At 61.8% G+C, this 25,771-nt stretch carries 23 protein-coding genes and 1 pseudogene; 15 read left to right on the forward strand and 9 right to left on the reverse strand.

Annotation, left to right across the window (positions count from 1 at the left end; all coding sequences use genetic code 11):
* Positions 1 to 607: 607 nt before the first annotated feature.
* From GGI60_RS27725 to GGI60_RS27740, 4 genes are all read right to left on the reverse strand, one after another.
* Complete coding sequence (locus GGI60_RS27725; RefSeq protein ID WP_183919333.1) at positions 608 to 1,603, reverse strand: NAD(P)H-quinone oxidoreductase; 996 nt, start codon at positions 1,601 to 1,603, stop codon at positions 608 to 610.
* A gap of 78 nt (positions 1,604 to 1,681) precedes the next feature.
* Entirely contained in the window at positions 1,682 to 3,499 is a 1,818-nt protein-coding gene (locus tag GGI60_RS27730) for a GGDEF domain-containing protein (protein ID WP_246720505.1), read from the reverse strand.
* A gap of 159 nt (positions 3,500 to 3,658) precedes the next feature.
* The gene (locus tag GGI60_RS27735; RefSeq protein ID WP_183919335.1) at positions 3,659 to 3,901 is read right to left on the reverse strand and encodes a type II toxin-antitoxin system ParD family antitoxin; all 243 of its coding nucleotides are present in this window, start codon (positions 3,899 to 3,901) and stop codon (positions 3,659 to 3,661) included.
* Positions 3,902 to 4,081: 180 nt separating this feature from the next.
* Positions 4,082 to 4,630: an HdeD family acid-resistance protein gene (locus tag GGI60_RS27740; protein ID WP_183919337.1), complete on the reverse strand. Its 549-nt coding sequence runs from the start codon at positions 4,628 to 4,630 to the stop codon at positions 4,082 to 4,084.
* Between the two features lie 140 nt (positions 4,631 to 4,770).
* Between GGI60_RS27740 and betI the strand changes: the two genes are divergently transcribed.
* The 4 genes from betI to GGI60_RS27760 all read left to right on the forward strand — a co-directional run bounded on the left by betI (position 4,771) and on the right by GGI60_RS27760 (position 9,201).
* Positions 4,771 to 5,358: a transcriptional regulator BetI gene (gene betI, locus GGI60_RS27745; protein WP_183919339.1), complete on the forward strand. Its 588-nt coding sequence runs from the start codon at positions 4,771 to 4,773 to the stop codon at positions 5,356 to 5,358.
* Between the two features lie 11 nt (positions 5,359 to 5,369).
* Positions 5,370 to 6,833 carry a betaine-aldehyde dehydrogenase gene (gene betB, locus GGI60_RS27750; protein ID WP_183919341.1) on the forward strand — a complete coding sequence of 488 codons (1,464 nt, stop codon included), beginning with the start codon at positions 5,370 to 5,372 and terminating at the stop codon, positions 6,831 to 6,833.
* Between the two features lie 199 nt (positions 6,834 to 7,032).
* Positions 7,033 to 8,685 (forward strand): choline dehydrogenase, encoded by a 1,653-nt coding sequence (gene betA, locus GGI60_RS27755; protein WP_183919350.1) that lies wholly within the window; start codon positions 7,033 to 7,035, stop codon positions 8,683 to 8,685.
* A gap of 78 nt (positions 8,686 to 8,763) precedes the next feature.
* Entirely contained in the window at positions 8,764 to 9,201 is a 438-nt protein-coding gene (locus GGI60_RS27760; protein WP_183919352.1) for a VOC family protein, read from the forward strand.
* A gap of 72 nt (positions 9,202 to 9,273) precedes the next feature.
* On the opposite strand, the gene GGI60_RS27765 is transcribed toward GGI60_RS27760, so the two are convergent.
* Both GGI60_RS27765 and GGI60_RS27770 read right to left on the reverse strand, forming a co-directional pair.
* Entirely contained in the window at positions 9,274 to 9,747 is a 474-nt protein-coding gene (locus GGI60_RS27765) for a DUF6644 family protein (RefSeq protein ID WP_183919354.1), read from the reverse strand.
* A gap of 6 nt (positions 9,748 to 9,753) precedes the next feature.
* A complete protein-coding gene (locus tag GGI60_RS27770; RefSeq protein ID WP_183919356.1) occupies positions 9,754 to 10,140 on the reverse strand; it encodes a DUF6152 family protein in 387 nt (128 codons plus the stop codon).
* Positions 10,141 to 10,282: 142 nt separating this feature from the next.
* On the opposite strand from GGI60_RS27770, the pseudogene GGI60_RS27775 reads away from it, so the two are divergent.
* Positions 10,283 to 11,625 (forward strand): annotated as a pseudogene (locus tag GGI60_RS27775) (chloride channel protein).
* 35 nt (positions 11,626 to 11,660) lie between these two features.
* Here the strand turns inward: GGI60_RS27775 and GGI60_RS27780 are convergent.
* Positions 11,661 to 12,572, reverse strand: coding sequence for a LysR family transcriptional regulator (locus GGI60_RS27780; RefSeq protein WP_009997046.1), 912 nt, complete (start codon positions 12,570 to 12,572; stop codon positions 11,661 to 11,663).
* A gap of 100 nt (positions 12,573 to 12,672) precedes the next feature.
* Here GGI60_RS27780 and GGI60_RS27785 point away from each other — a divergent pair, with 100 nt between their 5' ends.
* Positions 12,673 to 13,434: an SDR family NAD(P)-dependent oxidoreductase gene (locus GGI60_RS27785; protein WP_183919358.1), complete on the forward strand. Its 762-nt coding sequence runs from the start codon at positions 12,673 to 12,675 to the stop codon at positions 13,432 to 13,434.
* Positions 13,435 to 13,503: 69 nt separating this feature from the next.
* Here the strand turns inward: GGI60_RS27785 and GGI60_RS27790 are convergent, their stop codons facing one another.
* Positions 13,504 to 13,950, reverse strand: a complete 447-nt coding sequence (locus GGI60_RS27790) for an Rrf2 family transcriptional regulator (RefSeq protein WP_183919360.1) — start codon at positions 13,948 to 13,950, stop codon at positions 13,504 to 13,506.
* A gap of 419 nt (positions 13,951 to 14,369) precedes the next feature.
* Between GGI60_RS27790 and GGI60_RS27795 the strand changes: the two genes are divergently transcribed.
* The 8 genes from GGI60_RS27795 to GGI60_RS27830 all read left to right on the forward strand — a co-directional run bounded on the left by GGI60_RS27795 (position 14,370) and on the right by GGI60_RS27830 (position 23,567).
* The gene (locus GGI60_RS27795; RefSeq protein WP_183919362.1) at positions 14,370 to 15,110 is read left to right on the forward strand and encodes a phosphoadenylyl-sulfate reductase; all 741 of its coding nucleotides are present in this window, start codon (positions 14,370 to 14,372) and stop codon (positions 15,108 to 15,110) included.
* Between the two features lie 115 nt (positions 15,111 to 15,225).
* Positions 15,226 to 16,179 (forward strand): sulfate adenylyltransferase subunit CysD, encoded by a 954-nt coding sequence (cysD, locus tag GGI60_RS27800; protein WP_183919364.1) that lies wholly within the window; start codon positions 15,226 to 15,228, stop codon positions 16,177 to 16,179.
* A gap of 1 nt (position 16,180) precedes the next feature.
* On the forward strand, positions 16,181 to 17,677 hold the full coding sequence (gene cysN / locus GGI60_RS27805; protein ID WP_183919366.1) for a sulfate adenylyltransferase subunit CysN: 1,497 nt from the start codon (positions 16,181 to 16,183) through the stop codon (positions 17,675 to 17,677).
* Positions 17,678 to 17,895: 218 nt separating this feature from the next.
* Positions 17,896 to 18,492, forward strand: a complete 597-nt coding sequence (locus GGI60_RS27810) for a hypothetical protein (protein WP_183919368.1) — start codon at positions 17,896 to 17,898, stop codon at positions 18,490 to 18,492.
* A gap of 247 nt (positions 18,493 to 18,739) precedes the next feature.
* Positions 18,740 to 19,510, forward strand: a complete 771-nt coding sequence (locus GGI60_RS27815; protein WP_183919481.1) for an SDR family NAD(P)-dependent oxidoreductase — start codon at positions 18,740 to 18,742, stop codon at positions 19,508 to 19,510.
* A 240-nt stretch (positions 19,511 to 19,750) separates the two neighbouring features.
* On the forward strand, positions 19,751 to 20,191 hold the full coding sequence (locus GGI60_RS27820) for a hypothetical protein (protein WP_183919370.1): 441 nt from the start codon (positions 19,751 to 19,753) through the stop codon (positions 20,189 to 20,191).
* Between the two features lie 331 nt (positions 20,192 to 20,522).
* The gene (locus GGI60_RS27825; protein WP_183919372.1) at positions 20,523 to 21,164 is read left to right on the forward strand and encodes a peroxiredoxin-like family protein; all 642 of its coding nucleotides are present in this window, start codon (positions 20,523 to 20,525) and stop codon (positions 21,162 to 21,164) included.
* A 105-nt stretch (positions 21,165 to 21,269) separates the two neighbouring features.
* Entirely contained in the window at positions 21,270 to 23,567 is a 2,298-nt protein-coding gene (locus GGI60_RS27830) for a PBP1A family penicillin-binding protein (RefSeq protein WP_183919374.1), read from the forward strand.
* A gap of 72 nt (positions 23,568 to 23,639) precedes the next feature.
* Here GGI60_RS27830 and GGI60_RS27835 read toward each other — a convergent pair whose 3' ends face one another.
* Positions 23,640 to 24,506, reverse strand: a complete 867-nt coding sequence (locus tag GGI60_RS27835) for a LysR family transcriptional regulator (protein WP_183919376.1) — start codon at positions 24,504 to 24,506, stop codon at positions 23,640 to 23,642.
* A gap of 71 nt (positions 24,507 to 24,577) precedes the next feature.
* Here GGI60_RS27835 and GGI60_RS27840 point away from each other — a divergent pair, with 71 nt between their 5' ends.
* Positions 24,578 to 25,549, forward strand: a complete 972-nt coding sequence (locus tag GGI60_RS27840) for a quinone oxidoreductase (RefSeq protein WP_183919378.1) — start codon at positions 24,578 to 24,580, stop codon at positions 25,547 to 25,549.
* The last annotated feature ends 222 nt before the right edge of the window (positions 25,550 to 25,771 follow it).

The raw sequence follows: 25,771 nt of genomic DNA on the forward strand, positions 1-25,771 counted from the left end.
GATCGACCGGCTGCTAAAACCAAGCCAACGTCCCCCCGGCAATCCCGGCCAGATGAGCCTCCAATGGTGACAAAATTTAAACCGGACAGCAGTGGCTCAAGGCCGAGCATGACGGAGCGTGGGATGGCTTCTGGAGCAGAACCGCAATGCCGGGCGGAGGAAGCCGTATTGATGAAGGCTGCTCGGGTCGCGCGGTCCACCCCGAGTGAAAGCAAGCCTTGGTTGGACGGGTAGCGACGCTATCCTGCAACCAAAATCACATTCGAAGGAAGTGTTTTGCATTCAGGTCTATCCATTTCAGCGTCGATATTGTGGGTCTTTTTCACGCTCAATTGTGGGTCTTTTTCACGCTCGTCTCTCTCGGTTTGGCGTGCTGGTTGGCGCGCTGGCCCAAAAGGACAAGCGTTGGAATCATCCTCGGAGCGCTTCTGGGGTTGGCTTTGATGTCGATTGCGTCAGTTCTGACCGGTTTCCTCGGAAGCGTTCTTCCCTTGGGGCAAATCGATTTCTGGCTCTCCAGTTTGACAGCGCAGATCTGAAGCAGACAATCATCACAGGAATTGACTGAAATGATCGTTTGCGCACCAATGCTGGTCCGAAGCTGACCTCAGACGGTGAGCACGACCTTGCCGATATGGCTGCCCTCCTCCATCAGCCGGTGTGCCGCGACGATATCCTCGAAGGCGAAGACCTTGTGGATCACGGGAGCGACGGCGCCGGCCTCCAGCAACGGCCAGACTTCGGCGAGCAGGTCGTCGCGGATGGCGCGTTTTTCCTCGGCGGTGCGCGGGCGCATGGTCGAGCCGGTGACCGTGAGGCGCTTGACCATGATCGGCGAGAGATTGACCTTTTCGGCAACGGCGCCGCCGAGGAAGGCGATGATCGACAGGCAGCCGTCCTTGGCGAGCGAGGCGAGGTTGCGCTCGAAATAGGCAGCGCCGATCATGTCGAGGATGATGTCGACGCCCTGGCCGGTCTCGGCCTTGATCACCGCGGCAAAATCCTCGCTGCGGTAATTGATTGCGCGTTTGGCGCCGAGCCTTTCACAGGCCTCGCATTTTTCGCGTGAGCCCGCCGTCGCATAGACCTCGGCGCCGAAGGCACGGGCGAGCTGGATCGCCGTCGTGCCGATGCCGCTGGTGCCGCCATGGATCAGCACCGTCTCGCCCTCGGTCAACCCGGCCATCTGGAAGAGGTTGGCCCAGACGGTGAAGAAGGTTTCCGGCAGGGCCGCCGCCTTCACCGCGCCAAAGCCCTTGGGAAAGGGCAGGATCTGGCCTGCCGGCAGCAGGCAATATTCGGCATAGGCGCCACCATTGGCGAGCCCGCAGACCTTGTCGCCGACGGCATGATCGGTGACACCAGGGCCGACGGCGACGATTTCACCGGATAGTTCCAGGCCGAGGATCGGGCTCGCATCCTTCGGCGGGGGATAGCTGCCCTGGCGCTGGGCAATGTCGGGGCGGTTGACGCCGATCGCCTCGGCGCGCACCAGGACCTGCCCCTCTTCGGGCACCGGCAGCGGGCGCCTGCCGATCGTCATCACCTCCGGCCCGCCGAAGGAGCCGAGATCGACGAAACGCATTTCCTGAGGCAATGGCATGGTGCGATCCTCCCTGATCCAAAACAGGGGAATTAAATCAGCACCGCCGGCTTGGAAAGGTTGGAAGCGGCAAGGGCGTCAATTCGCCTCGCCCAGGATGTGGAAGGCGAGGCCCTCCTCGCTCTCCTTGGCGGCCGATTTGATGACGGCGATTTCGGCGCTGACGCGGTTGATATCGTCAATGACGAGGCCTTCCGGCAGCTCGAGCACGCCGATCGAGCAACGCATCAGCGGAAACAGGGCTTCGGCGCCGGTGCGGTCGTGGCCGAGGATGCGGCCGTCGGCGCGGTGCTCTTCGGAATAGAGGTCGAGCACGTCGTCATGGAAATCGCTGATCAGCCGGTCGAGAATTTCCGCCAGCTCGTCCTGCGTCCAGCCGACGACTCCGATGAAGAAGTCGTCGCCGCCGACATGGCCGAGAAAATGCCGCTCGGCGAAGAAATAACGGCGCATCAGCGCGGCAAACAGCGAGATCGCATGGTCGCCGAGATGGAAGCCGTAGGCATCGTTGAACGGCTTGAAATTGTCGAAATCGCAGTAGCAGAAATGGCGGACCTCATCGCCGTCGCGGCCGGACTGGCGCATGAAATCGCGGATGGCGCGATTGCCCGGCAGGCCGGTCAGCGGGTTCTGATCCTGGGCGGTCTTCAGCTGCTTCTCGTTGATGACCTTGATCAGCGAGGCGGCGGAGACGACGCCGGCATAACGCATATTGTCGGTCAGGATCAGGCAGTTGCTGCCTTCCATATTGGCGAAGATCGCCATCAGATGCTCAGCATCGCTGTCGAGGCCGACGATCGGCGCCATCTCGACGAAATGCGAAATGCTGCGCTCATACATCTTGTTCTTCAGGAGATCGCGGCCGAAGGGCTGATAGATATATTCCTTGAGGTGATGCTCGTGGATGATGCCGCGCGGTTCGCAGTTGGCATTGAGCACGGGAAAGAAGGCCTGGCGCGGATTGCGGCGGAAAAGCTCGAAGACGCTGTCGATGGTGTCGTTTTCATAGACCGCGGGCAAGAGCTCGATCTGCTTGCGGATGAGGATCTCGTCGAGGGACTGGCTGCCCCGCTTGTTTTTCCCGAGCTCCTGCAGATGCGGGAAGGACGGCGCCAGCTCCGACATGTGCGTCGTTGGCCGCGAAATGAACCAGCCCTGGACGAGGTCAACGCCATATTCGCGGCAGGCGATGAATTCGGCCTCGGTCTCGATGCCCTCGGCGATGACGCGGGTGCCGAGCACATGGGCGATGTTGGCAATGCTCTTCAAGAGATGGCGCTTGCGCGGGCTGCGGTCGATCTCGGCAACGAAATGGCGGTCGATCTTGAGGTAATCGACCGCATGATCGCACAACAGTTTCATTTCGCCGTGACCGACGCCGAAATCGTCGATCGCCAGCTTGAAGCCGGCCTTGCGCAGCTTCGATACCAAGGCGGTAAATTCCGGCACGCTGGTATTGTCGAAGCGCTCGGAGAATTCGAAACAGATGGAAGACGGCGGGATATTCGCGGTCCTTAGATGCTGCAGCAGGTTCTCGACGAGGCGCTCGCCATGCGGGATCAGCCGGACATCGAGATTGAGGAACAGCGTGGCGCTGGAGAAATTCGACAGCGTCGCGAATTTGGCGAGCGCGCGGCTCGCAAGCATCTGTTCGAGCTGCAGCAACTGGCCGGCCTGATAGGCCTCGTCGAGAATGTCGGCCGGCGTGTCGAAGCCGATGCGTTCCTGGCCGCGCATCAGCGATTCATAACCGAATACCGTGCCGGTGCCGGCCTCGACGATCGGCTGGAAGGCATTCTCGACCACAAGCTTGGCAAGGGTGACGATCTGGTCGCTGGCATAACGGCGCAGGACGTCGGGCTCGACGGGGGCAGCCAGGGATGTGCCGGTTTTCATCTCGGCCGAGCTCCGGTGTGATTTGTTCTTCTTGAGCCAGGACCATGCGGCAGAAGGATCAATGAACCCTTTCGCCAATGTGAAAGTTTTGTGAAAGACGCGAACCATTGTTGCGCGTTCGGCGTTTAATCGAATTCCCCCATGCAATCAGAGGCTTGTTCAGGCGGAGCGACGGCGCTGCGCCTCATGATCGGCAAACATGTCGGCGACGCATCTGCCGCCCGAGGCAACGCTCTCGCCATCCAGGGGATCGGCCTTGATTTCGCCGAGCTTGCGGGCGCTATCCCAGAGGCGGAGCGCCTCGCGGACGACCTCGCTGCTCGAGGCGTAGCCGCCATTATCGACGGCGGCGCGGATGCCCGCTGCCTGTTGCGGAGAGATGGAAACGGTGACCATCGGCATGAACTTCCTCCCTTTTTATTCTGGCAGTACCTGCCTTTGGGGGACGCATGACCATTTGCGGCGATCGCTCGGGGCCGCCCGCAGTTGGCGGTCGGCGCATAATCCGTTCAGTCTAATCCCCTGACATGTCCTTGTCAAAACAAGTGCGCCGAAAAGTCCGGCGACGTCGTTTTGGATGGCTCAGCTGCGCAAGCCGAGACCGAAGGCGATCATCGTCCATCCCTGAATGACGAGATCGACGGCCAGGAAAAGACCGAGAATCCAGAGGCTGTTCACCGGCCAGCCGAGCGCGATGACAAAGCCGGCCAGCGCCGTCATGACGCCGCTGGCCGCGATCCAGCGCCAGCCCTTCAGCGGTCGCATCCGCATCCCGACCCAGAGACGGAAGACCCCGGCCACCAGCAGCGCAATGGCTAGAAACAGGGTCAAGGCCGCCGAAGTGAAGATGGGATTGATGAAGGCGCAGATGCCGGCAAGCACGTAAAGCACGCCGCTCAGAGCCCAGAAGAGCACTTGATCCCAACGGCGCACCTGAAAAGCGTGGACGAGATAGATGACGCCGCCCGCCAGCATGAGCATGCCGACGTAAAAGACCGAGGCGACGGTGGCCATCAACAAGTTGCTGAGGGCGATGAGACCGCAGATAAGAAGCAGAACGCCGAGGCCGAGGAACCATGCCCATTTCGACCGCAACGGGGATCCGGGCATTTCGTTGAAGACGCTGGTCATAGCACACCTCCTGATCAACTTCGAATATGTTGCGCCCGTTTCTTCCGAAAAGATCTGCGCGAACAATTCGGCCAAGATTTTTGTTGATTGATCAGTCAATCAAAAATATCCTTATCGGAAATTCGTTAGGAGTTGGCATTTTGCCGAAAGTTGGAATGGAGCCGGTGCGCCGCAAGGCGCTTCTCGACGCGGCGCTGCGGGTGATCGGCGATCACGGCTCGCTTGCCGTCACAATGTCCGACATCGCCCGCCAGGCCGGCGTGTCGCCGGCCCTTGCCCATCATTATTTCGGCAGTAAGGAGCAGTTGCTGATCGAGACGATCCGCTCGCTGTTGCGGCAACTGCGCCGCGATACGGTGGCGGCCCTGAAGGCGGCGCGGACGCCGCGCGAGCGGCTGTCGGCCGTCATCCGCGTCAGCTTCCATGCCGACCAGTTCGCGCCCGACACGATCGCCGCATGGCTTGCTTTCTATGCCGAGGCGCAGCGCTCGGAAGAGACGCGCCGCTTCCTGGTGATCTACGCCGGCCGCCTGCGCTCCAACCTGCTTGTCGATCTCAAGGCGCTGCTGCCGACCGATGCCGCAGAACGCGCCGCCGAAGGCGCTGCGGCGATGATCGACGGGCTCTATATCAGGCAAAGTCTGAAATCGGCGCCGATCGGCATCGCAGCCTCGATCGCGCTGACGGAGGATTATTTGAACGCGCTTCTATCCACCCCCGCCCCCTAAGGACAAATGACATGAAAGCCCAGCCGAAAGCCTCGCACTTCATCGATGGCGAATATGTCGAGGATAGCGACGGCGCCGTCATCGAGAGCCTCTATCCCGCCACCGGCGAAGTGATCGCCCGGCTGCATGCCGCAACGCCTGCGATCGTCGAGAAGGCGATCGCCGCGGCCAAGCGCGCCCAGCCGGAATGGGCCGCGATGAGCCCTATGGCGCGCGGCCGCATCTTGAAGCGCGCCGCCGAGATCATGCGCGAGCGCAACCGCGAGCTCTCCGAACTGGAAACGCTCGACACCGGCAAGCCGATCCAGGAGACGATCGTCGCCGATCCGACCTCGGGCGCCGATGCCTTCGAATTCTTCGGCGGCGTCGCGCCGGCCGGGCTTAACGGTTCCCATATCCCGCTCGGCCAGGATTTCGCCTATACCAAGCGGGTGCCGCTCGGCGTCTGCGTCGGCATCGGCGCCTGGAACTATCCGCAGCAGATCGCCTGCTGGAAAGCTGCCCCGGCGCTGATCTCAGGCAATGCCATGGTCTTCAAGCCCTCGGAAAACACCCCGCTCGGCGCCTTGAAGATCGCCGAAATCCTGCATGAGGCGGGGCTACCGAAGGGGCTCTTCAACGTCATCCAGGGCGACCGCGACACCGGGCCGCTGCTCGTCAACCATCCCGACGTCGCCAAGGTGTCACTGACCGGATCAGTGCCCACCGGGCGCCGGGTGGCGGCGGCTGCCGCCGGCAACCTCAAGCATGTGACGATGGAACTCGGCGGCAAGTCGCCGCTCATCGTCTTCGATGACGCCGATCTCGATTCGGCGGTCGGCGGGGCCATGCTCGGCAATTTCTATTCGACCGGCCAGGTCTGCTCGAACGGCACGCGCGTCTTCGTACAGAAGGGTATCAAGGTGGAGTTCCTGAAGCGGTTGAAGGCGCGCACCGAGGCGATGCGGATCGGCGACCCGATGGACGAGGCGACGCAGATCGGGCCAATGGTTTCCTGGGCGCAGCGCGAGAAGGTGATCGCCTATATCGAAAAGGGCAAGGCCGAGGGCGCCACGCTGATTGCCGGCGGCGGCATTCCGAACAACGTCTCCGGCGAAGGCTACTACGTGCAGCCGACCGTCTTTGCCGACGTCACCGACGAGATGACCATCGCCCGCGAGGAGATCTTCGGGCCTGTGATGTCGGTGCTCGATTTCGACGAGGAGGACGAGGTGATCACCCGCGCCAATGCCAGCGAATTCGGCCTCTCCGGCGGCGTCTTCACCGCCGACCTCACCCGCGCCCACCGCGTCGTCGACCGGCTGGAGGCCGGCACGCTCTGGATCAATACCTATAATCTCTGCCCGGTGGAAATCCCCTTCGGCGGCTCGAAACAATCCGGCTTCGGCCGGGAGAATTCGCTGGCGGCGCTGGAGCATTATTCCGAACTGAAGACGGTTTACGTCGGCATGGGGCCGGTGCAGGCGCCTTATTGAGAGTGGGAGAAGACCCCTCCCCAACCCCTCCCCACAAGCGGGGGGCAAGCCCGCGGCATCGGTTTTGTTCTCCCTCGATCGCACCGTTTGCGGCGCTGATTTCGGAGTGAGGCAGTGCCGCAAGTTAAGCCCTCCCCCTTGTGGGGAGGGGTTTGGGGCGGGGACTTTGAACCGTTGCAAAAGAATCTAAGGGAACGTCATGCAACAAGCAGATTTCGTCATCATCGGCTCGGGCTCGGCGGGGTCCGCCCTCGCCTATCGCCTCTCCGAAGACGGCAAGAATTCCGTCATCGTCATCGAGGCGGGCGGCAGCGATTTCGGGCCGTTCATCCAGATGCCGGCGGCCCTTGCCTGGCCTATGAGCATGAAGCGCTACAATTGGGGCTATCTCTCCGAGCCGGAGCCCAACCTCAACAACCGGCGCATCACCGCGCCGCGCGGCAAGGTGATCGGCGGCTCCTCCTCGATCAACGGCATGGTCTATGTTCGCGGCCATGCGGAGGACTTCAACCGCTGGGAGGAGCTCGGCGCCAGCGGCTGGGCCTATGCCGACGTTCTGCCCTATTTCAAGCGGATGGAGCATTCGCATGGCGGCGAGGAAGGCTGGCGCGGTACCGACGGGCCGCTGCATGTCCAGCGCGGCGGCTTCACCAATCCACTGTTTCGCGCCTTCATCGAAGCCGGCAAACAAGCCGGCTTCGAGACGACCGAGGATTATAACGGCAGCAAGCAGGAAGGCTTCGGACTGATGGAGCAGACCATCTTTGCCGGCCGCCGCTGGTCTGCCGCCAATGCCTATCTGAAACCGGCGCTGAAGCGGGACAATGTCGGGATCGTCTACGGCCTGGCGCGCAAGATCGTCATCGAGGACGGGCGGGCGACCGGCGTCGAAATCGAACGCGGCGGCAGGATCGAGGTCGTCAAGGCGAACCGCGAGGTGATCGTCTCGGCCTCCTCCTTCAATTCGCCGAAGCTTTTGATGCTGTCGGGCATTGGCCCGGCTGCGCATCTGAAAGAGATGGGCATCGCGGTGAAAGCCGATAGGCCGGGCGTCGGCGCCAATCTGCAGGACCATATGGAATTCTACTTCCAGCAGGTGAGCACCAAGCCGGTGTCGCTCTATTCCTGGCTGCCGTGGTTCTGGCAGGGGGTGGCGGGCGCGCAATGGCTGCTGTCGAAGGGCGGGCTCGGCGCCTCCAACCAGTTCGAGGCCTGCGCCTTCCTACGCTCGGCACCCGGGCTGAAACAGCCCGATATTCAGTATCATTTCCTCCCCGTTGCGATCAGCTATGACGGCAAGGCGGCGGCGAAAAGCCATGGCTTCCAGGTGCATGTCGGCTATAACCTGTCGAAATCGCGCGGCAACGTGACGCTGCGCTCGCCCGACCCGAAGGCCGAGCCGGTGCTGCGCTTCAACTATATGAGCCATCCGGAGGATTGGGAAAAATTCCGCCACTGCGTCCGCCTGACCCGCGAGATCTTCGGGCAGACCGCCTTCGACGCCTATCGCGGCCCGGAGATCCAGCCGGGTGAAGGCGTGCAAAGCGACGAAGAGATCGATGCCTTCCTGCGCGAGCATCTGGAAAGCGCCTATCACCCCTGCGGAACCTGCAAGATGGGCGCCAAGGACGATCCGATGGCGGTGGTCGATCCGCAGACGCGGGTGATCGGCGTCGAGGCCTTGCGCGTCGCCGACAGCTCGATCTTCCCGCATGTCACCTACGGCAATCTGAACGGCCCCTCGATCATGACCGGCGAGAAGGCCGCCGACCACATCCTCGGCAAACAGCCGCTGGCGCGCTCGAACCAGGAACCCTGGGTCAATCCAAGGGCGGCCGTCAGCGACCGGTGATGGCGGGTCTGCTCAAGCGTCCGTTGTCAGACCAGACGACACCCTGTAGGTTGCAACGACACTCGGGAGACTGGAAACATGGCGCTCAAGCGGATGGACAATGTCGGAATCGTCGTTGAAGATCTTGGAGGCGCGATCGATTTCTTTCGCGAACTCGGCCTCGAATTCGAAGGGCGGGCGACGATCGAAGGCGAATGGGCCGGACGAGTGACCGGACTGGGCGATCAGCATGTCGAGATCGCCATGATGCGCACACCGGATGGGCACAGCCGGCTCGAGCTCTCCCGCTTCCTCAGGCCTGATGTCGTCGCAGATCATCGCGATGCCCCGGTCAACGCCCTCGGCTACCTCCGCGCCATGTTCACCGTCGACGATATCGACGAGACGCTCGAAAGGCTCCGCACCCGCGGCGCACAGCTCGTCGGCGAAGTCGTTCGGTACAAGGACGCGTATCGGCTCTGCTACATCCGTGGCCCTGAAGGGCTTCTCATCGGACTCGCCCAGGAACTCGGCTGAGCCTGGCAGACCAGGAATGGTCCGCAAGTCGAAGGGCTTCCGAGGCTATAACGCCGTTTCACGAACATATCGTCAGAGAAATCCGATCCATCGCCCCGCCAATAAGGCGGCGGTCCAAGTTGCCGCCGACAGGGCTGCGGAGAAGCGCAGGCGGGGGCGGATCAGGCCGGTTGTCAGGAGCGTCTTCCACCCTTGCCCGAGATGGACAGCAAGGAGGTTGAGAAGGCCGAACCCGATCAGGGCGAGCTTGGCGAGGAAGGCGGGATTGGCGGCATATTCGACCGCTCGCACGCTGAAGAGACAGAAGCCGGTGACGACGGCGGCGGCAAGGCCGATGCCCGCCGCGCGCGACAGAAACGGTGCGATGATCTCCGCCGGCACTTTGCGGAAGCAGCCGGCGAGCCTCAGATCGAGCGGCAGGATGGCGCCGACGAGAAGGCCGATCGCAAGGATATGGCCGGCATTGACGAACATGTAGAGGGTTGCGGAGCGCCGGAGTGCAACCGCGGGCATCGTGGCCGACACCCATTCGAGAACGGCGATCACGACGGATCAGTTCGTCCGGATGCGATCGGGATAGATATCGTAGCGCTTCTCGCCGATGATGATGCGCACGGCCTTCATCCGCTTCTCGTTGCGATCCTGCGAACGGTTGCCGAGGGCGATCACCTGGTCGCCGGGCTTGGCAACGCCCTCGACGAAACCGGAACGCTCCGTCTGGCGCGGATTGCCGAGTTCGACGCGCCAGACGCCGTCATCGGCGGTCGCCACATCGAGCGTCGGATGCGGCCCGCCCCATGATATTTTCTCGATGGTGCCGCGCAGCTCGATCTGGTCCACCTCCGCCCATGACCAGCCGTGATGGGCGGCAGCGCCTGTGGCAAGGGCAGCCGACAGGCCGACGGCAGCCAGAACATGCTTTATCGAAAGTGCAAACATGGATCTTCTCCCTACCCGAATGGGCAGGGAGGTGGAGCACTGCATCAGCGAATAAAGCCATTTCACCAAATCTTGAAGAAAGGGATGGTCCTTGCCCCGCAAACGGGGTTAGGAAGACAGCATTTCCAACATTCGTTCCGGCATGCCAGTGTTGTATCGCAAGTCCCGACTTCTACGCCGCTCCCGTGTTCTCTGGGGTTCTCTAGCGCTCTGGCGTCCGCGGCTGATCTTCTGGTGCGGCGCTTTTGCGATCGGCATCATCAGCGTCGGCTTTGCCGGGCTTGCCGATCTCGCCCAGCGCGCCTTTGCCGGCCTGACCACATCGGGCGAATGGGGCTTCCTGCTGCCGCTTGTCATCACGCCGCTCGGCTTCATGCTGTCGGCCTATCTCGCGGCGCGGTTTTTCCCGAACGTGCAGGGCAGCGGCATTCCCCAGGCGATCGCCGCCCGGCATCTGCGCGATCCCGAAGACCGCACCCGCCTGCTGTCGCTGCGGCTCCTCTTCGGCAAGATCGTGCTGACGGTGCTGGGCCTCCTCAGCGGCGCGTCGATCGGCCGCGAAGGACCGACCGTGCAGGTGGGCGCATCGATCATGCTGGCGGTCGCCCGCTTCGGCGGCATGGCGCAAGCCCGCGGCCTGATCCTCGCCGGTTCGGCGGCCGGCATTGCCGCCGCCTTCAACACGCCGCTTGCCGGCATCGTCTTTGCCATCGAGGAAATGAGCCGGACCTATGAGTCGCGCGCCAACGGTCTTGTCCTGACCGCCGTCATCCTGTCGGGCCTTGCCGCGCTCGGACTTGCCGGCAGCTATAATTATTTCGGCTCGACATCCGTTGCGCCGGCATCGCTGCGCGACTGGGAACTGGTGCTCGTCTGCGGCATCGGCGGCGGCGCCCTTGGCGCTGCTTTCAGCGGCCTTGCGCTCCATGCCGGCCAGCATATCCGCCGTTTCGCGCAGCCGCAGCCGTTGCGGCGGATGGTCCTGCTGGCGGCCGTCTGCGGCCTTGCCGTCGCCATCATCGGCATGCTCTCGGGCGGCACGACCTTCGGCACCGGTTACGACCAGGCGAAAGGCGCCGTCGAGGCCAACCCCCTTCCCCTCATTTCTTCCTGGAAAAGCTGGTGGCCGGCTTCCTGTCAATGATATCAGTCATTCCGGGCGGCATCTTCGCGCCTTCGCTTGCTGTCGGCGCCGGCTTCGGCAGCACCGTCGGCCAGTTGATGGGCAGCGGCATTGCGCTTGCGGCGATCCTCGGCATGGCCGGCTATTTCTCCGGCGTGGTGCAGGCGCCGATGACGGCCTTCGTCATCATTCTGGAAATGACCGGCGATCACCAGGCCGTCATCCCGATCATGGCGGTGTCGATGATCGGCTACATCACCTCGCGGCTCCTGTCGCGCGAGCCGCTCTATCACGGCCTCTCACGCGTTTTCATCGCCGCGGCGATCAGAGCCCGGCGCGCCAGGGAACTGCTGGAAAGCTGATCGTGCCACCAGAGGCGTGATCGCATCGATAGCGGTCACTCGGCAGGACGATTTGCCGAGCTCTCTGGGGCTCCGAACTCCGAAATGATGAACGAGATGATGCTTCGCACGCGTGGAGTCATACGCCGATCCCGGTGATAGACGAGCGACATAGGCCGCTCACGCAAATGCCAATCGGGGAAGAGCTGGACAAGAATGCCGGCCCGGATATCCGAAGCCAACAGGATGGCTGGCTGCATAACGATGCCCAAACCGGCACGAGCGGCCATGCGCACGGCCTGGCCGCTGTTGACGCTGATCGGCAGTCTGGGCACGACCTCAACCTCCTCCTTGCCTTTCGAAAGCCTCCACGGCGAGCGTGCTGCCGGCGTAAAGCCGATGGTTTCGTGGCCCGAAAGTGCGCTTGGATGAGCAGGATTTCCATGTCGAGCGAGGTAATCCGGCGACGCGCAAATCATCATTCGATAGGGAGCCAGCCGACGCGCGATGAGGCGGCTGTCGGGCAGGTCTCCGATGCGGATCGCGATGTCAAAACCTTCGTCGACGATATCGACGTTGCGGTCGGTCAAGGTGATATCCAGCATCACTTCAGGCGCGATCTCTCGATAGCGCGGCAAAGCGGGCATCAGCACCTCCGCCCCGAAAGTCGTCGGCGCGGTGACCTTCAAGAGGCCACGCGGCTTCGTCTGTGATGCCTCGGCGTCCTGATCCGCAATAGCCACTCGCTCCAGAATGTCCCGGCACTGCTCGAGGTAGCTCTTGCCGAAATCCGTCAGGCTCTGCCGGCGCGTGGTTCTGTTGAGGAGGCGGGTACCGAGCCGTTCCTCCAATGCGGCCACGTGTTGCCCGACCATTGCCGGCGATATGCCGAGCTTGCCTGATGCTGCGCTCATCGAGCCTTCCTGCACCGTTGTTACAAACACCTGCATTGAGCGAAAGAGACCCATTCGATAGTTCTGCTTTTAAATGATTGCGGATTTTCTCCAATTATCATGAGGCGGTGCTCGAATTACAACCGCCTCGACGCAATCATTCAAGGAGCAAGACATGCTGCAAACCCGGTTCATCGGCAAAACGGTTCTCATTACAGGTGCTGGAACGGGGATGGGGCGGGCTGCTGCCATTCGCCTGGCAGCGGAAGGAGCCCAACTCGTTCTCGTCGGACGCCGCCCCGAGCCGATCAATCGACTGCTGTCGGAGCTCGAGGCATCGGGCGGTGCGGCCATCGCAATTGCCGGGGATATCGCCGACAATGAAGCAGTCGCGGCGATTGCCGATAAGACAATCGAACGCTTCGGACGGCTGGATGGGGTCTTCGCCAATGCCGGAATTCTCGGCGAATTCAAACCATTGGCAGTGACTGATGCAAACGATTTCGACGCGCTGATCGACACCAATCTCAAGGGCACCTTCTACACGATCAAACACTGCCTGCCCGTTATGAAAGGCGGAAGCATTCTCATTAATGCTTCGTGGACAGCCGCCGGGGTAATGCCGGGCGCAGGGGCCTATGCCAGCACAAAGGGGGCGTTGCTTGCGATGATGCGAACCTTGGCAGTGGAGCAAGGCGCTCGCAACATCCGGATCAATGCCATCAATCCCGGGATTATTTTCACACCGATGGCGGATGATGTAATCGATCCGAATTTTGCCGCAAGGCTGGCCGCCCACACACCGCTTCGGCGAAATGGAACGTCAGAGGATATCGCAGGTACCGTCGCTTGGTTGCTCTCCCATGATGCCGACTTCGTCACTGGGCAAGAAATCACCGTCGATGGCGGCTATACGATTGGAGGTCTCCGCCCGTAGGGGAGATACCTGTGTCGCTTCCGCGCAAAAGACGCGCGGCAGCGCGGGAGAAAGCCGGCCGATAGCCGATCAGGCGAGCAGACGGGTGACTTCGGCGCCTTGCCGCGGGCCGGCGGCATCAGCGATCGTGGTCGAGAACAGCACCTTGCGGGTGGCGTCGGCGACCTTGGCGAAGACGTGGCGGATTTCACAGGTCTGTTCGCCGTCGCAATCGTCGCATTTTCGGTAGGCGGTGATCGACAGGCACGGCAGCGGCGCGATCGGGCCGTCGATGATGCGCAGGATTTCGCCGAAGGTGATGGTGTGGGCGGGCTTGAGCAGGAGATAACCGCCCTGCTTGCCGCGGCGGCTGACGACGATGCCGTGATGTTTCAGGTCGAGCAGGATCTGTTCGAGGAACTTCTTCGGGATCTTCTGCTGCGCGGCAATGTCAGAAATCATCACCGGTTCGTCGGCATCGGCATCCGCCAGAACCGTCAGCGCCCGCAGCGCATATTTCGCCTTTTGCGTAATCATCTCGGACCGTCGACACACACAGGCAGCGCGAATCTTCGCACCGCTTCAACATTACTTTCGCCTCTATTGCACAGCCAGCATGAACGGAATTTGAACGCGCGGGGGAAAGACTTGAGAGACAAGCACTTCGGCCTTGTTTTTCATTCTTGGCAAAGCTTAAGCAATCTATGCTAAAACAGCGCGTCCCGCACCTTTTTCGGCATCAATTCAGATTTCCAATTGACAGGCTGCGTGTAACTCTACTAAATTTATAGACATTCAGGCTGCAACGCGGATTTCCATCGGCCGGCGGCTGCTTTTCTGCATTGCGGCAGGTTCGGAGAGATATTTGCTCTTCCGGCCGCAGCTTTCGAAATCCCTTTTTCTGTCCGATCCGGGCTTGAACTGCGATACTCCCGTCAACTAAGGACAGGATTCTCATGGCTGTTATCAATGCGAATGCAGAAGCCGAGGCGCTGAACGACAAGCTGGCAGGCCTCGACCTTGCCGGACGTTTGTCGCTGGTGGCGGGCCTTGGCGGGCGCGTGGTGTTCACCACCTCGCTCGGCATCGAGGACCAGGTGATCACCGCCGAAATCGGCACGCACCGCCTGCCGATCGACATCGCCACGCTCGAAACGGGCCGGCTGTTTGCCGAGACGCTGGCGCTGATCGAGGAGACGGAAGCCCAATATGACATCCATATCCAGCGCTTCACTCCCGAAAAGGCCGATATCGAAGCCTATGCAGCGAAATACGGCCTCAACGGCTTCTACGAAAGCGTCGAGGCAAGACATGCCTGCTGCGGCGTGCGCAAGCTGAAGCCGCTTGCGCGTGCGCTCGAAGGGGCGACGATCTGGATCACCGGCCTGCGCCGCGGGCAATCGGCCAACCGCGCCGAAACGCCCTTTGCCGAATACGACGCCGAACGGCACCTCCTGAAGGTCAATCCGCTCGCCGACTGGGACCTGGAGGCGATCAAGGCCTTCGTTTCGGAAAACGGCGTGCCGGTCAATCCGCTGCATTCGCGCGGCTATCCCTCCATCGGCTGCGAGCCCTGCACCCGGGCGATCAAGCCCGGCGAGCCGGAGCGCGCCGGCCGCTGGTGGTGGGAGCAGGACGAGACGCGCGAATGCGGCCTGCATGTCGCCGAAGAGGCCTCAGCGCTCGCCGCACGATAATCAACCCTCACGGCTTTCCCGATCAGGGCGCGGCGACCGCCGCAGCCTTTGGGGAAGCCAACATCAAAGAATTGTTTGCGGGTAGCCGCAAACGACCGACAGCCTGGAGTAAGACATGCCCGATAGCCGTCCGGATACGGAACTCAGCAACCCGCAGAGCGCCAAGGCGCCGCTCGACCCGCATCTGAAGGCGCTGGAAAACGAATCCATCCATATTTTCCGCGAGGTGGCGGCCGAATTCGAGCGTCCAGTGATGCTCTATTCGATCGGCAAGGATTCCTCGGTGCTGCTGCACCTGGCGCGCAAGGCCTTCTATCCCGGCCGCGTGCCTTTCCCGCTGCTGCATGTGAACACCGGCTGGAAGTTCCGCGAGATGATCGCCTTCCGCGACGAGACCGCCAGGAAATACGATCTCGACCTGATCGAGCACGTCAATCCGCGCGGTGCGGCCGAAAACATCACGCCGTTCACGCATGGTTCGGCCGCCTTTACCGACATCATGAAGACCGAGAGCCTGCGCCAGGCGCTCGATGCCGGCCAGTTCGACGCCGCTTTCGGCGGCGCACGGCGCGACGAGGAGGCTAGCCGCGCCAAGGAGCGCATCTATTCCTTCCGCACGCCCGATCACCGCTGGGATCCGCGCAACCAGCGGCCGGAACTCTGGAACATCTATAACGGCATGATCCGCAAGGGCGAGAGCGTGCGCGCCTTCCCGCTGTCGAACTGGACGGAAGTCGATATCTGGCGCTACATCCAGGCCGAGGACATTCCGCTGGTGCCGCTTTATTATGCCAAGAAGCGCAAGTTCGTGGAGCGTGACGGCATGATGATCCTGGCCGAGGACCCGCGGCTCGAACTTTTGCCCGGCGAAGTGCGCCAGGAAGGCATGATACGTTTCCGCACGCTCGGCGACTTCCCGCTGACCGGCGCCATCCGCTCACAGGCGACCACGCTCGAAGAGGTGATCGCCGAACTCGAAATCGCAACGGTGTCCGAACGCCAGGGCCGCGCCATCGACCGCGACCAGTCCGGCTCCATGGAAAAGAAGAAGCGTGAAGGATATTTCTGAGATGACCGCAGCCAATACCGCCGTCTCGGCCGCAACCGCCGTCAGCCTGCCCGCGGCCGAGCCGCAGAAGGCCCAGCGCGATTCCCGCCCGCTGCGTCTCATCACCTGCGGTAGCGTCGATGACGGCAAGTCGACGCTGATCGGCCGCCTGCTTTGGGACACCAAGGCGGTCAAGGAAGACCAGGCCGCTACGCTGCAGCGCGATTCCACCGGCAAGCAGAACGATCTCGGCCTGCCCGACTTCGCGCTCTTGCTCGACGGCCTGCAGGCCGAGCGCGAACAGGGCATCACCATCGATGTCGCCTATCGCTATTTCTCGACCGACAAGCGGTCCTTCATCGTCGCAGACACGCCCGGCCACGAGCAATATACGCGCAACATGGCGACCGGCGCCTCGACCGCCGATCTCGCCATCCTGCTGGTCGATGCCCGCTTCGGCATTCTGGAACAGACGCGCCGCCACGCGACGATCGCCTCGCTGCTCGGCATCAAGCAGTTCGTGCTTGCCGTCAACAAGATCGACCTGACGGGCTATGACCGAGCCGGCTTCGACAAGATCAGCCACGAATTCCGGGAATTCGCGCTGTCGCTTGGCGTCAAGCAGATCACCGCCATTCCGATGTCGGCGCTGAAGGGCGAAAATGTCGTCTATTCCGGCCAGGCCGCCATGCCCTGGTATGCCGGCCCGACGCTGGTGGAGACGCTGGAGCTTGCCACCGTGCGCTCGTCGCAGACGGTCGGTTTCCGTCTGTCGGTGCAGCGCGTGTCGCGCCCGGGCGAAAGCTTCCGCGGCTATCAGGGCACGGTCGCCGGCGGCTCGGTGAAGCCGGGCGACAGCGTCATGATCCTGCCGTCCGGCATGGTCGCCAATGTTTCCAAGATCGTCACCTTCGATCTCGTGCGCAATGCCGCCGTCGCCGGCGATGCGATCACCCTGGTGCTCGACCGCCAGGTCGATGTGGCGCGCGGCGACATGATCGTCTCGATCGACGCCCAGCCGCAGGTCGGCCTTGCCTTCGACGCACAGATCGTCGCGCTGCAGCCCGAGGGCATCGAGCCCGGCAAACGCTACTGGCTGAAGAGCGGTTCGCGCCGCCAGCGCGTCCAGGTGCAGCCGTTAAGCCAACTGGAATTGAAGACCGGCACCTGGAACGCCGCCCAGCGGCTTTACATGAACGCGATCGGCAAGGTGCGCCTGTCCTTCGACGAAGCGGCGATCTTCGATCCGTACGAGCAGAACCGCCAGTCCGGCTCTTTCATCCTGATCGATCCGGAGACCAACAATACGGTCGCCGGCGGCATGGTGACCGGCAAGCGCAGCGAACTCGGCGGTCTGCACACCGGCGACGCCCGCGTCATCCTCTCGCTTCCGGCCGATCTTGCCGAGCAAATCATGGCCAGCGAACTCTTCGCCAGCCGCAGCCACGAGGCCGAAGTGCGCCGCATGACGGCGGCCGAAGCGGCCGACCTCTGGTCGAGCGCTGCAAGCGATATCTGACAGGAGATAAGGGGCCTGCAAGACTGGCCTCTTATGCGAGGTCGAATCCGCCGACGCTGGCTGGCGGATTCCTCGCGAAGGGTGCTGTCGCAAATTTCAATGATGACATCGATCGGACCCTCGGACGTTGCACGACGGCTTTCGGCCCGAAGCGGACTTGTGGTTGTTTCCTCCCATCTACTCATCTAAAAGAGCGATGAGAAATTGGGGACGAGATAGTGGTCTATGCTGATGGTTACTCCGAAGCCTCGTTAGATCGTCTCTCGATCAACAAATGCGTCTGGGTCGCATTGGCGGCGGCAACCAGGCAGTCCAAGAACTACGCGCGATTGCCAATCGGTGAGCAGGCCGGAATCGAGATTTTAGGGCTACTTGCTGACGTTTGGGATGCGGCAGCACGCCAAGATATCGCCTTCTGCGAAATGACCCTCCAACGCGTTATGGATTCGCTGCCACCAGAGGACACCGACAACAGCATCGACGTTATCATCGCGGAGAACTGCCTTTTGTCGCTCGCCTACGCACTCCGTTGTCAAATAAATGGTGAGAAGAAGGAAGCGCATTGGGCTTTAATGAAGGCCTACGACGCCGCAGATCAAATTGCGCTGATCCTATGGAGAGCGCAAAACGGCGAATCCTTTGCCGAAGCCGAGATCAGGGCTATGCCAGTTGTTCAACGCGAACTAGCCAATCAGGCTGCGGCATTTGACACGGCATTTTCCAGTTCCGAAAGTGAGGCGCTCGCATTGTTGGAAGGTGCTGCGTTTGCTGTTGAATTCGCCACTCCGAACGAGTGGCTTGCCTTGGCATCGTAATCTCGCGGGCATGGGGCAGCTATCGGCCCGAAGCGGACATTCCATACAGGACAGGCAATTGGCGAGTCTCGTATCCCGGGCGGTCGGCCTTTAAGCTGCAGCCCTCCATCGACGCGCCGCAACCAGCACACGCGAAAATGGCATGGCTGCTTGCAGGGCCATCCGGCCCCAAAGCAAAGCAGGCCTGACATCTGGCATCCGCCCGCCGACCCTGCCATAAATTGGTTTCATCGAGGGAGGCACCATGATGCAGAAGAATGCGCCGGACTTCAGCCTTGAGGGCAAGGTGACTTTGGTGACAGGAGCGAGCCGTGGCATCGGTCGAGCTTGCGCGCTTGCCTGCGCCGCAGCAGGCTCCGATATTGTTTTGGGAGTCCGCGATGTCGCAGCGTCGGCAGGACTGGTTGCCGAACTCGAGGGGACGGGAAGAAAAGCCCTCCCTGTCGAACTGGACCTTCCCAACAAAGCCCATATCGCACAAGCCGTCGACGCGGCGCTGACGACATTCGGCCGGATCGACGTCCTCATCAACAACGTTGGCGTGGCTCCCGGCGATCTCGCGGAACTCGTTGAGGAGAAGGATCTTGACGAGATCCTCGATGTCAACATCAAGGGCACCTTTCTGATGACGCAGGCAGTCGGGCGTCACATGATCAAGCACAACGGGGGCCGGATCATCAACATCAGCTCCCAGGCCGGCACCGTGGCGCTGCGCGGCGAGGCAATCTATTGCATGAGCAAGGCGGCGATCAATCACCTGACGCGCTGCCTGGCAGCCGAATGGGCACGCTATAATGTCACCGTGAACACCGTATCGCCGACGTTCATCCATACCGATGGGACAGCACCTTTTCTATCCGATGCCGCCAATCGCAAAGCGACGCTCGATCACATTCCCCTCGGCCGGATCGGTGAAACCGATGATGTCGTGGGTGCCGTCGTCTTCCTGGCATCACCGGCTGCGAGCCTGATCACCGGCGCGAACCTGCTGGTGGACGGTGGATGGTCCGTCGCTTGAGGCCGCGGCTCCTGCACGGCAGCGCAAATTGTATCCGGATGAAAACGACAATTTCCCCGGTTTAGATCACCTTCCATCAGCCTCGTTTCGTGGCTAAGTCTCCCAGCCGGATTCTGGCCGCTTGCTTGGAACCAATGACAGGCGAGACGGTTTCAGCTGTACTGTTTCAGCTGTGACTTTGGCATGACGCTGACGTGCCCTCCTGGCTGTGTAAGCCTCGATTTTGAGGAGACTTGCATCATGAAGAATTTGTCCACAATTCGTTCAGTCGCGGCTGCGGTTATCGCTGCAGCGGGAATCAGCTTTGCCGGCTCCGCGCATGCCGACAGCGGCACGATCAGCTTCTCAGTCTACAAGGCTGCCTTCTTTGTGGGTGGTTCCGGGGGCGAGGGTACGCTGACCTTCCATGGCCGCCGCTATCCCATCACTGTCGGCGGCATCTCGGGCGGCCTCGCCTTCGGGGCTTCCAAGACCAATTTTCACGGTACCGTTCGCAATATTCGCCGCGCTAGAGATGTGACGGGGGTCTACGGTGCGGCGGGCGGTGGCGGCGCGGTCGGCAAAGGGGCCCAGGTGATCGTCATGACCAATGAAAAGGGCGCCCAACTCGAACTCTCAGGCAAGCAGGTAGGCCTGCAAGTCAACGCCGATCTCAGCGGTATTGCCATCACGGTAAAGTAAGGCCGTCACTCCGTTCGTCGTCCCTGCAATCGGCCCACTACGCTGAACACAGGTTCGGCGTCACAGGCGCGCGCTGCGGGACGCCGCCAGACCAACAACGAAGATTGAGCTGGGTGACCTTCCGGCCGCTAAAAAAATCAGAGTTTTGCAAAAACGGAGTTTTTCAATTCACAATTCGCTGTTTACGCTTGCCCGCGGGCCAATGTGGGACCATTCTTAGATCGGATCCTGGCGGTGCGGTAAGCGAGAGGTCAGGCCTTGCAGCGTTCAATCGCGACCTCGACTTAACGTGGCGCCTTTTCTCGACTGACCCCGAGCGAGGAGGTTGTCCATGTCCACGCGCTCTGTCGACCATCCGCTGCAACCGGGCGACCGGGTCCCGAACGTTGTGCTTGATGCGATCTCGCGTGAGGGGAAGATCGCACTTGACGACTTTCGCGGCCGCAGCCCATTGTTGATCGGTTTGTTTCGAGGCCTGCATTGCCCGTTCTGCCGGCGTCACATCGCGGCGATGGCCTATCTCAACCCGACGCTGCGTGAGAAAGGCGTCCAATCCCTGGCTGTTGTAAATACCCCGGTCGAACGCGCGCGGCTCTATTTCCGTTACCATCCGATACCCGATCTTCACGCCGCTTCCGACCCGGTACGGGCTTCGCACCAAGCCTTCGGCTTACGCGAGATCGGGATCGACGCGCTCATGGCGATACGGATCGATCTTCCGGGCGAGTTGCCCGAGCCTATGGGCGTGAGGGCAATGGACGAATTTCTCAACGAGAAGGAAGGCTATCGAATGACGGAAGCCGATCAGCAGATGATGACCGCCGACCATGGGCAGCTCGTCGGTCAGTTCCTGATCGACCGGGAGGGCATAGTGCGCTGGAGCTCCACTGAAGTTCTGGAGCCTGGGCTGCAGACATACAAGGCACCGAATTCCCAGGAATTGATATCGGTCGCTTCCCAAGTCGCGCTTTGAGGTGTCAATGTCATAGAAGCAGTCCGTCGAGGCCTTTTGCGGTAGAACACGCGGCATCACCCGGCTATAAAACTTATGCTGCGTTGGCCTTTTTAGCGGTAACCGATGCCCAATTCTCCCGAATCCTCAGGTGAAAGCATTAGCAGTTCGAGCTCGAGTCGCAATCAGAACCTGGATTCCGCAGCGCAAGCGGCCGCCTCGGATTCGCCGGAAACCACCCAAGTCGGCGACGCGAAGCCGCCGAATGGATCCTTCGACCAGACCAGGCAGGCCGCCGGAACTCTGTTGCGTGCGATACGCCATGATGTGCAGGCAAGTTCTGCCTTGGCAAAGATCAAAACCGCCGCAATGCTCCGGGGGACGAAGCTCAGGAGGTCGACGCGACCTGGAATAGGGTCGGCTCCCCTGACATGGATGACGACTGCTTTGGCCAGAGCGGGGCGCCGTATTCGCGATCGGCGCTCAAAGCCGCGTGAAAGTCGACGGGGCGCGTCGCTCCTGGCGGGCTGGCGGAAGTTCGCTATGGGGTTCGCCCTGCTTGCCTGCCTCCTTGTCGGAAGCGTGCTAGTGTGGGCACTGAAAGACGTGCCCTGGGGCGAAATCCGCGATGGAACGCTAAAGCCGGTCGTGGTGCTGGAAACCGCCGATGGGGCGCCGCTGGTAAGACAGGGACCTTATCAAGGACCCTATGCCCGATACGACCAGTTTCCGCCCCATCTGATCGATGCCGTCCTTTCGATCGAGGATCGCCGGTTCATGGATCATTTCGGCATCGATCCCAGGGGCATCGGGCGGGCGCTTCTGCGGAATTTGCAGGCCGGCTCGGTGGTAGAAGGCGGCAGCACCATCACCCAACAACTCATCAAGCTGCAATATCTCGACAGCGACCGAACCATAAAACGAAAGATCCAGGAAGTCGTCATCGCCTTCTGGCTGGAGTGGAAGCTCGGCAAGGCGGAAATCCTGACGCGCTATCTCAACAGCGTTTATCTCGGCGCCGGCGCCACCGGCATGCCTGCCGCCGCGCGCATCTATTTCAACAAGGACATCGGCGCCCTCACCCTGCCGGAGTCGGCGATGCTGGCGGGATTGCTGCGGGCGCCGAGCCAATGGAATCCCATTGACAATTTCGAAGGCGCCCGGCAGCGCACCATGGTCGTTCTCGACGCGATGGCGGCCAATGGCAAGATCACCGCGCCACAGGCGGCGGAGGCCAAGACGAGCTTTGCCAAACTGCACCCGACGACGCCGACGCCGCGCTCCGGAAGCTGGTTTGCCGACTGGATTTCGCCGCAGGCAAGCGAAATCGCCGGCGCCTCGCCAGGTTCGACCACGGTGCGCACCACGCTGGTGCCGCAGTTGCAGCAGATCGCCGAACGGGTCGTCAAAAAAGCCCTGGACGGTGAAGGAAAGACGGTCGGAGCATCGCAGGCCGCCTTGGTTGCCATGACGCCCGACGGCGCGGTCGTCGCAATGGTTGGCGGGCGCGACTACAAGGCGAGCCAGTTCAACCGCGCCGTCACTGCGATGCGTCAGCCGGGTTCCACCTTCAAGCTGTTCGTCTATTACGCGGCGTTGAAGGCTGGGTTCACCTTGTCCGACCAGGTTCTGGACGCGCCGATAGACATTGACGGCTGGTCGCCGGAAAATTCCGGTGGCGACTATCGCGGCTGGGTAACGCTTGCCGAAGCCTTCGCGCGATCGCTCAACGCCGCGTCCGTGGCGCTTGCCGAAGAGGTCGGTCTGGACAATGTGATCGCCGCAGCCCGCGAACTCGGCATCGATGCGCCACTGGCCGATACCCCGTCCTTGGCGCTTGGCACATCCGAAGTCAATCTGCTCAACCTCACCAGCGCCTATGCGTCCGTCCAACTCGGCAAGGCCCCTGTCAAGCCATGGGGCATCATCGACTTCCAGGCTGCCGGGCAGCCGCAGACGTTTCGGGTTGGCCAACAATCGAAGCCGGATGTCGATCTTTCGCCCTATCAGTCGGATCTCCTCGGGCTGCTGCAGATGGTGGTTGAGCGCGGCACTGGACGCGGCGCAGATCCCGGCACTTTTGCGGCCGGCAAGACCGGCACGAGCCAGGACAATCGTGACGCCTGGTTCGTCGGCTTCACGGACGCGCTCGTCGTCGGTGTCTGGGTCGGCAATGACGATGACGCGCCGATGAAGGGGGTGACGGGCGGCAGCCTGCCAGCGCATATTTGGCGGGACTTCATGCGCGAGGCGGCGAGCGAACGGACGCTGAACGGCGTGCGATCGACCGAAGCGGTCGTCGATGGGCAAGGCGCGCCGCAGTCCTGCAACATCACCGCCTGCTCGCGCAGTTACCGCTCCTTCCGGCCATCCGATTGTACCTATCAGCCCTATTCCGGCGGCCGACGGCTTTGCGAGAAGTGATTCGGCTCCAGAGCGCCGCCATCCTCGCCTAGCGTGCGGTGTTTCCGATCAGCCGCAGCAGGTGCCTGCGCGTTACTCCCCCAGAACGTTTTTCAGCGCATCGATGACGACGCGAATGGAGGGGATGTCTTTGATATCCGAATGGACAACCAGCCAGACCTCTCTCGTCAAAGGACGTTCCGTCTCAATGCGCTGCAGACCGCTGGACTCGGTGACGGCGAATTCGGGCAGCATGACGACGCCTGCGCCAAAACTTGCGGTTGCGGCCTGAAACTCCAGAACGGACGACCTCACGGCGATCGGCCGGCCGGCGGCCAGCTCGATCAGCCGCAACTGTTGCGGTGAGGCATTCATGGTTTCGTCGTAGCCGATGAAGGTCCAGTCCTGCGGTGGAACGGTTTCAAGATAGGTCTTTGTTGCGTAAAGGTGAAAGCTTGTCTCGCCGAGCTTGACGATCGAGTAGTCGCCATCCTCGGGACGCGACATCCGCACGGCGATGTCGGCCTCTCGCCTGTTCAGCGAGGCGAGGCGCTTTTCTCCGACAAGCGTGATCTCGACGCCGGGATGGTCGCGCCTGACGACCGCGATCGGCTGTGCCAGCAGCACGCTCGAGAGTGCGGGGGGCGCGCTGATCCTGACGTGACCGCGCAATTCCGTGGTGCTGCTGCGACCAAGCTGCTCGATGGCCGCTGTCTGGACCGCGACGATAGCTGCGTGCCTGGCAACCTGCTCCCCGTCCTGGGTCAAACTGATGCGCCGTCCGCGCCGGTCGACGAGCTTGCGACCCAGGCTGGCTTCAAGCGACGAAATGCGCCGGCTTACAGTGGCGTGTTCGACGCCGAGCTGCTTTGCGGCGCCAAGCAGCGTTCCCGACTGGGCAAGCGCCAAGAAATGCCGAAGATCGTCCCAGTCGATATTTGTGAATTCTCTCCCAATCATTGTGAAACAATAGGGAATTTTCACACATCACGCCAGCGCTTAATCTCCCGACATAAAGGAGAGCACGAGCGATGACCGACCAAATCATATGGCTGAACGCCCCCGGCGACGTCACCCAGTTCCATGTCGAGCAGCATGATTGCAAGCCTCCCGGTGACGGCGAGATCAAAATTCGCCATGAGGCGATCGGAACCAACTTTCTCGATGTCTATCATCGCAAGGGCCTCTATCCGATGCCGGCCTACCCCGCGGTGATCGGCGCCGAGGCGGCGGGCATCGTCGAGGATGTCGGCGCGGGCGTCTCGATGTTGCGAAGGGGTGACCGCGTCGCCTATGCCGGGCCTCCGGTTGGCGCCTATCGCTCCGCGCGGAATATAGCCGCTGAAAGGGCGATCAAGCTGCCGGATGCCGTTTCGGCAAAAACGGCAGCTAGTTCGCTCCTCAAGGGCATGACGGCCTACATGCTGTTGAAAAAGACTTATGACGTGCGTGGGGGAACGCAGGTTCTGATCCATGCCGCCGCGGGCGGGCTCGGCAGCATCCTCGTTCGCTGGGCCAAATCGCTCGATGCCACGGTGATCGGGACGGTCGGTTCTGCCGAAAAGGCTGCGCTCGCCGCGTCCTGTGGCGCCGATCACCTTATCGTCGGACGAGACGCCGATATCGTCTCGGAAGTGAAGCGGTTCACCAACGGGCTCGGCGTAGACGTTGCCTATGACGGCATCGGCGGCGACATGCTCCTCAAAACCATACGCTCTGTCCGGCCATTCGGCATGGCTGTCACCATCGGTCAGGCCGCCGGTGCCATTCCGCCCGTGCCTGTCGAGGAGCTTCGCCCGGGCAAGGCCCTCTCCCATCCGAGCATCATGGCCTGGTGTGCTGACATCGGACAGTATCGCGAAGCAGCACTCGCTGCAGTCGGGGCGATGGAAATGGGAATCGTTTCGCAGATCGCGGCCGAATACCGTTTGGCCGATGTTGCCAAGGCGCACGAAGAAATGGAATCCGGACGCTCGGCGGGCAGTATCCTGCTGATACCCTGAGCAAGAGGCGCCGGCAGAGCCTTTGCTTCGCCGGCGCTTCCGGCCATCCCGTTCCTGCCATTTATCCAGAAAACAGCACTATATTATGCATTATAGCTATCTACAGCCGTAATCCCTGTTGAGCTAAAGCTGCCTTGCCATCGGGTGGGCCATCGGCATCGGCCACCGCCCTCCCGGCAGAAAGAGGCCCGGCTCTCCAGCCGGCAGCCAATGACAGGGAAA

The sequence above is a fragment of the Rhizobium lentis genome (genome assembly GCF_014200175.1).
GTDB lineage: Bacteria > Pseudomonadota > Alphaproteobacteria > Rhizobiales > Rhizobiaceae > Rhizobium > Rhizobium mulingense.

Excerpts from the sequence above, each read along its gene's own strand:
- GGI60_RS27725 (WP_183919333.1), bottom strand. The coding sequence starts at position 1,603 with ATGCCATTGCCTCAGGAAATGCGTTTCGTCGATCTCGGCTCCTTCGGC.
- GGI60_RS27730 (WP_246720505.1), bottom strand. The coding sequence starts at position 3,499 with ATGAAAACCGGCACATCCCTGGCTGCCCCCGTCGAGCCCGACGTCCTG.
- GGI60_RS27735 (WP_183919335.1), bottom strand. The coding sequence starts at position 3,901 with ATGCCGATGGTCACCGTTTCCATCTCTCCGCAACAGGCAGCGGGCATC.
- GGI60_RS27740 (WP_183919337.1), bottom strand. The coding sequence starts at position 4,630 with ATGACCAGCGTCTTCAACGAAATGCCCGGATCCCCGTTGCGGTCGAAA.
- betB (WP_183919341.1), top strand. The coding sequence starts at position 5,370 with ATGAAAGCCCAGCCGAAAGCCTCGCACTTCATCGATGGCGAATATGTC.
- betA (WP_183919350.1), top strand. The coding sequence starts at position 7,033 with ATGCAACAAGCAGATTTCGTCATCATCGGCTCGGGCTCGGCGGGGTCC.
- GGI60_RS27760 (WP_183919352.1), top strand. The coding sequence starts at position 8,764 with ATGGCGCTCAAGCGGATGGACAATGTCGGAATCGTCGTTGAAGATCTT.
- GGI60_RS27770 (WP_183919356.1), bottom strand. The coding sequence starts at position 10,140 with ATGTTTGCACTTTCGATAAAGCATGTTCTGGCTGCCGTCGGCCTGTCG.
- GGI60_RS27780 (WP_009997046.1), bottom strand. The coding sequence starts at position 12,572 with ATGGGTCTCTTTCGCTCAATGCAGGTGTTTGTAACAACGGTGCAGGAA.
- GGI60_RS27785 (WP_183919358.1), top strand. The coding sequence starts at position 12,673 with ATGCTGCAAACCCGGTTCATCGGCAAAACGGTTCTCATTACAGGTGCT.
- GGI60_RS27790 (WP_183919360.1), bottom strand. The coding sequence starts at position 13,950 with ATGATTACGCAAAAGGCGAAATATGCGCTGCGGGCGCTGACGGTTCTG.
- GGI60_RS27795 (WP_183919362.1), top strand. The coding sequence starts at position 14,370 with ATGGCTGTTATCAATGCGAATGCAGAAGCCGAGGCGCTGAACGACAAG.
- cysD (WP_183919364.1), top strand. The coding sequence starts at position 15,226 with ATGCCCGATAGCCGTCCGGATACGGAACTCAGCAACCCGCAGAGCGCC.
- cysN (WP_183919366.1), top strand. The coding sequence starts at position 16,181 with ATGACCGCAGCCAATACCGCCGTCTCGGCCGCAACCGCCGTCAGCCTG.
- GGI60_RS27815 (WP_183919481.1), top strand. The coding sequence starts at position 18,740 with ATGCAGAAGAATGCGCCGGACTTCAGCCTTGAGGGCAAGGTGACTTTG.
- GGI60_RS27820 (WP_183919370.1), top strand. The coding sequence starts at position 19,751 with ATGAAGAATTTGTCCACAATTCGTTCAGTCGCGGCTGCGGTTATCGCT.
- GGI60_RS27825 (WP_183919372.1), top strand. The coding sequence starts at position 20,523 with ATGTCCACGCGCTCTGTCGACCATCCGCTGCAACCGGGCGACCGGGTC.
- GGI60_RS27830 (WP_183919374.1), top strand. The coding sequence starts at position 21,270 with ATGCCCAATTCTCCCGAATCCTCAGGTGAAAGCATTAGCAGTTCGAGC.
- GGI60_RS27835 (WP_183919376.1), bottom strand. The coding sequence starts at position 24,506 with ATGATTGGGAGAGAATTCACAAATATCGACTGGGACGATCTTCGGCAT.
- GGI60_RS27840 (WP_183919378.1), top strand. The coding sequence starts at position 24,578 with ATGACCGACCAAATCATATGGCTGAACGCCCCCGGCGACGTCACCCAG.